5 protein-coding genes are annotated in these 5,096 nt (G+C 72.7%); 1 reads left to right on the top strand and 4 read right to left on the bottom strand.

Annotated features, from left to right (window positions below):
- Positions 1-25 precede the first annotated feature (25 nt).
- The 4 genes from BIV03_RS13000 to BIV03_RS12985 are packed head-to-tail and all read right to left on the bottom strand — an operon-like array spanning position 26 to position 4,123.
- Positions 26-1,048: an ABC transporter substrate-binding protein gene (locus BIV03_RS13000; protein ID WP_071296003.1), complete on the bottom strand. Its 1,023-nt coding sequence runs from the start codon at positions 1,046-1,048 to the stop codon at positions 26-28.
- Positions 1,049-1,059: 11 nt separating this feature from the next.
- Complete coding sequence (locus BIV03_RS12995; RefSeq protein ID WP_070418178.1) at positions 1,060-1,926, bottom strand: ABC transporter ATP-binding protein; 867 nt, start codon at positions 1,924-1,926, stop codon at positions 1,060-1,062.
- Positions 1,923-3,047, bottom strand: a complete 1,125-nt coding sequence (locus BIV03_RS12990; protein WP_083403421.1) for an iron chelate uptake ABC transporter family permease subunit — start codon at positions 3,045-3,047, stop codon at positions 1,923-1,925. The genes BIV03_RS12995 and BIV03_RS12990 overlap by 4 nt, the downstream gene beginning before the upstream one ends.
- Positions 3,044-4,123 (bottom strand): iron ABC transporter permease, encoded by a 1,080-nt coding sequence (locus BIV03_RS12985; RefSeq protein WP_254790889.1) that lies wholly within the window; start codon positions 4,121-4,123, stop codon positions 3,044-3,046. Before BIV03_RS12985 ends, BIV03_RS12990 begins: the two co-directional genes overlap by 4 nt.
- 28 nt (positions 4,124-4,151) lie before the next feature.
- Between BIV03_RS12985 and BIV03_RS12980 the strand changes: the two genes are divergently transcribed.
- Positions 4,152-4,991 (top strand): siderophore-interacting protein, encoded by an 840-nt coding sequence (locus tag BIV03_RS12980; protein ID WP_071296002.1) that lies wholly within the window; start codon positions 4,152-4,154, stop codon positions 4,989-4,991.
- Positions 4,992-5,096: the final 105 nt, after the last annotated feature.

Genomic DNA, 5,096 nt, shown 5'->3' with positions numbered 1-5,096 from the left:
CCTCCCGTCCGTCGTCCGGTGGCGACTACGACAGCTTCTTGCTGTCCTCGAGCCAGCCCGCGAGCTGCTGCATGTAGCCGGCCTGCGACGCGTAGTCGAGCGCCGGGAAGGTCCAGCTGTGCACCTGGCCGGCCTCGAGCGCCGCGTTGTCGGCGAACGTCGGCTGCTTCTCGAGGTCGGCGACCTGGTAGCCCTGCTGCGACAGCAGGATCACGTCACCGGAGATCTGCCCGGCGTTCTCCCACGAGTAGATGCCCCAGTAGAAGCCCTTGGGCTTCGGGTTCACGAAGTCGACGCCGAAGGACGTGTACATCTGCAGGGTCGGCTCGTCGCTCGGGCGGGTGACGTAGGCCCCGTCGCCGTCGGCGTACATCGAGACGACCGAGAGGTCGGACTCCTTCGCGGCCTTCTCGAGGTCGTCCGCTGCGGTCTCGAAGCGGTCCTCGGCCGCGTCGACCGTGGACTCCTTCGCACCGAGCGACTCGGCGAGGTCGGCGATCGTCTTGATGACGTCCTCGCCCTTGCCGCCCCACTTGACCTGGGCGACCGGAGCGATCGCCTGGACCTGCTTCTGCTGTTCCTTGTCCTTGAAGCCGTAGCCCGGCTGGGTGGTGTCGAGCGTGCCCTTCTCGTCCGTCGGGTAGACCGAGGTGACGACGAGGTCGGGCTTCAGCGCGGCGAGCTGCTCGAGGTCGATGTCGCCGTAGGCCTCGCCGAGCTGCGTGATGCCGTCGGTGTCGAGGTCGTCGAAGCGGGCGTCCTTCGCCATGGTGAGCTGCCCGAAGGTGCCGACCGGCTTGAGCCCGTACTCGATGAACGAGATCGCGATGTCGTTGAGCACGACGATGCGCTTCGGGGTGTGGTCGACCTTGACGGTCGTGCCGGTGGCGTCCTTGTACGACCAGGCGCCGTCGGCTGCGGCGCTGCTGCCGCTGCCGGCGCTGTCGTCGGAGCTGTTCGTGCTGGAGCAGCCGGCGAGGAGGAGGGCCGAGACGGCCACGGAGGTCACGAGGGCGGCGCGGAAGGAGCCGCGGCGGAAGGTCTTCACGTTAGGAGAGGCTAACCTAAGTTGAGCGCGCCCGCCAGTTCGTCGTGGCGGACCACATCGTGCTCGTCGGCCTCGGGGACGATCATCGGGGCCCCGGTCACCGGGTCGGCGACGACGCGGGCGTGCAGCCCGAACGCGCGTTCCAGCAGCTCCGGCGTGAGGACGTCCGCCGGGGTGCCGTCCGCTGCGACACCGCCCTCGTGCAGGACCACGAGCCGGTCCGAGTACCGGGCCGCCAGCGTCAGGTCGTGCAGGACCATGACGACGGTCGAGCCCTGTTCGCGGTTGAGGCGCCGGACGAGCCGGAGGACCTCGAGCTGGTGCGCCAGGTCGAGGTAGGTCGTCGGTTCGTCCAGCAGGAGCGTCTCGGCCTGCTGCGCGACCACGAGCGCGATCCACGCGCGCTGCCGCTGCCCGCCCGACAGGCTCGCGACGTCCCGGTGGGCGACCTCGGTCAGACCGGTCGCCGCGATGGCCTGCTCGGCGACGTCGGCGTCGTCGGCGGTCCACGGCTTCGCCCACGACTGGTGCGGGTTCCGGCCGCGCATCACCAGGTCGAGGACGCTCGTCCCGGCCGGGGCCACGGGGGACTGCGGCAGGATCGCGAGCTTCTTCGCGACCGCTCGGTTCGACTCCCGGCGGATCGGGGTCCCGTCGAGGTGGACCTCGCCGGCCTGGGGCTTGAGCACCCGGCCGAAGGCCTTGAGGAGCGTGGACTTCCCGCAGCCGTTCGCGCCGAGGAACGTCGTGACGGTGCCCCGCTCGATCCGCAGGTCGAGGTCGGAGAGGACGGGGTGCCGGTCGTAGCCGACCGCGAGCCCGCGGGCCTCGAGCACGGGGACGGTGGCGTCGGTCGTGGTGTCCGGGGTGGGGGTCATCGGGACATCTCCTTGCGGTGACGGATGAGGAGCCAGATCAGGTAGGGGGCGCCGATCACGGTCGTGATGATGCCGACCGGCACCTGCCACGGGAACGCCGACCGGGCGAGCAGGTCCGCGGCGAGGACGAGGGCGGCACCGAGCGCTCCGGCGAGCAGCAGGGGTGGACGGTTCGTGCCGGCGAGCCGGAGCCCGACCTGCGGGACCACGAACGCGACGAAGCCGACCGGGCCGGCCGCGGCGACGGCGGCGGCGGTCAGGACGACCGCGAGCGCGATCACGACGAGTCGGTGTCGCTGCACGGCCAGGCCGACCCCGGTCGCGACCTCGTCGCCGAGCTGCCCGATGCCGAGTGCGGCGCTCGTGGCCAGGGCCAGGGGGACGGCGATCGCGGCGACCACGAGCAGCGGCCAGACGCTCGACCACGAGGTGCTCGACAGGCTGCCGACGAGCCACTGCGAGGCCGCCGCTGCCGCCGTGATCTTCGCGCGGACGAGCAGGTAGCTCGTGACGGCGTCGAGCGTGGCGCTCACCCCGATGCCGACGAGGATCAGCCGGTAGCTCTGCACACCGCCGCGCCACCCGAACCCGTACACCGCCGCGGCTGCGAGGAGCGCACCGATCGTCGCGGCCACCGGGATGCCCCCGCCGAGGACGATCGCCGAGACCGAGTACGACCCGCCGCCGAGGACGATCGCGGCCACCGCTCCGACGCTCGCGCCGGACGTCACCCCGATGATGTCGGGCGTCCCGAGGGGGTTCCGCGTGAAGGTCTGGGTGAGGGCGCCGGCGACACCGAGGGTCAGGCCGACGAGCGCGCCGGTGAGGACGCGGGGGAGGCGCAGGGTGGAGACGATGAAGGCGTCCGGCCCCGTCTCGAGCCCGAACAGCGAGCGGAGGACCGTGGCCGGGGCGATCCAGGTCGAGCCGATCGCGACACCGAGGACGATCAGGACGCCGACGGCACCGAGCGCTGCGACCGTGTACCAGAAGACGCGGGGGCGCCAGGCGAGCCCGACGGGACCCACCACGACGCCGCGACGACCGGCGGCGGCCTGCGCGCGGGGGTGTGCTCCCGTGCCCGTGCCCGTGCGCGTGCGCGCCTGCTCCGCCGCGCTCACAGCGACACCAGCGATCGGCGACGTGCGACGGCGACGAACACGGGCCCGCCGATGACGGCCAGGACGATGCCGACCTCCACCTCGGCGAAGCCGCCGATCAGGCGACCGACCACGTCCGCGAGCACGACGAGCGCCGCACCCACCAGCGCGGACACCGGCAGGGTCCAGCGGTGCCCCGTGCCGACGAGTGCCCGGGCGACGTGCGGCACCGTGAGGCCGACGAACCCGATCGGGCCCGCGGCGGCGGTCGCCCCGGCGGCGAGGAGCGTGATGCCGCCGAGTCCGACGAGCCGCGCGACGAGCACGTTCTCGCCGAGGCCCTTCGCCAGGTCCGTCCCGAGCCCGAGTGCGTCGAGCGCCCGCACGTTCAGCACGGCGAGCACGAGTCCGGCGACGAGGAACGGCCAGACGGCTCCGAGGACGTCGAGCTGCCGTGCCGCGAGCGACCCGACGACCCACAGCCGGTACGCGTCGAGCGAGTCCTGGTCGGTGAGCACCACGAACGACGTCAGGGCACCGAGCAGCGCCGAGACCGCGGCTCCGGCGAGGGCGAGGGGCACCGGGCTCGCGGTCCCGCTGCCCGCGATCGTCACCGAGAACACGACCACGCTCGCCACGAGGGCCCCGACGAGCGCGAACCACACCGTGGCGCCCGTGCTCGTGATGCCGAACACGTAGACGCCGATCACGACCGCGAGGCCGGCACCGGACGAGACGCCGAACAGGCCCGGGTCGGCGAGGGGGTTCCGGGTGTGCCCCTGCATGAGCAGGCCCGCGATCCCGAGCGCCGCTCCGACCGCGGCACCGATGAGGGTCCGGGGGATGCGGGAGCCCCAGACGATCGCCTCGTCCGTGCTGCTGCCGGTGCGCATGAGCCCGTCGAGGACCCGGTCGGCACCGATCCGGTTGCTGCCGAGGAGCAGGCTCGCGACCGCCACCAGGGCGAGCACCACGACGAGCGCGACGATCACCAGGGCCCGGCGTCGGACGGCGGTTCGGTGCACGCCGAGCGCGTCGGTCGGACGCGTGGCAGGGGCCTCCCGGACGGGAGCCAGGGTGGGGATGGGGGCTGGCACGGAGATCATCTTAGGTTAGCCTTGCCTCATGGCGAAGATCCCGCGGCTCCTGCCCGAGAACCCCCGGCTCTTCCGCGCGCGGGTCGTCCGCACCGAACGGGTCACCCCGTCGATGCACCGCGTCACGGTCACCGGCGACGACCTGCACGAGTTCCGGTACCTCGGGTTCGACCACTGGTTCCGCCTGTTCGTGCAGCGCCCGGACCAGGACGCCTTCCGGATGCCCGACCTCGACGGCACCAAGTGGTGGCCGACCTACCTCGCCATCCCCGAGGACGTCCGCCCGCACTGCGCGAACTACACCGTCGCGGCCTTCCGCCGGCTCGCCGACGGCACACCCGAACTCGACGTCGACTTCGTCGTGCACACCGACGCGGACGGCACCCCAGAGGGCCGCGCAGCCATCTGGGCCTGCGACGCCGGCCCCGGTGACGAGCTCGCGATGCTCGACCAGGGCTGCATCTTCGACTGCCCGCCCGACACGAGCGAGGTGCTGGTCGCCGCCGAGGAGACCGGGCTCCCCGGGGTCGTCGGCATCGCCGCCTCGCTCCCGCGCGACGCGGTCGGCCGCATCATCCAGGAGGTCCCGTCCAGAGGCGACGTCCGTCCTCTCGACGCACCCACGGGTGTCACCGTCACGTGGATCGTCCGCGACGAGGTCGCCCCGCACGCGGTCCCCGGTCGGGCGGCGCTCGCCGAGCTCCAGCGGCACGTCCCGGCCGACGACCGCGGGTACGCCTTCGTGGTGGGCGAGTCGACGCTCGCGACCGAGGGGCGTCGACACCTGCACCGTGCCGGGCTGCCGAAGTCCCGGATCACGTTCTCCGGCTTCTGGAAGCACCAGGCCCGCGAGTCCGTCTCCGCCTGACCCGGCTCCTGTTCGGCACGCCCGATCCGGCTTGCGCGTCCCCACATGCGAGACGGGAGGTGCGGTGCCAGCTGGCACCGTCCCTCCCGTCCGTCCTGTGGTCGC

It is taken from the genome of Curtobacterium sp. MCBA15_016, assembly GCF_001865105.1.
Taxonomy (GTDB): domain Bacteria; phylum Actinomycetota; class Actinomycetes; order Actinomycetales; family Microbacteriaceae; genus Curtobacterium.
This window is presented reverse-complemented; position numbering and strand designations above follow the sequence as displayed.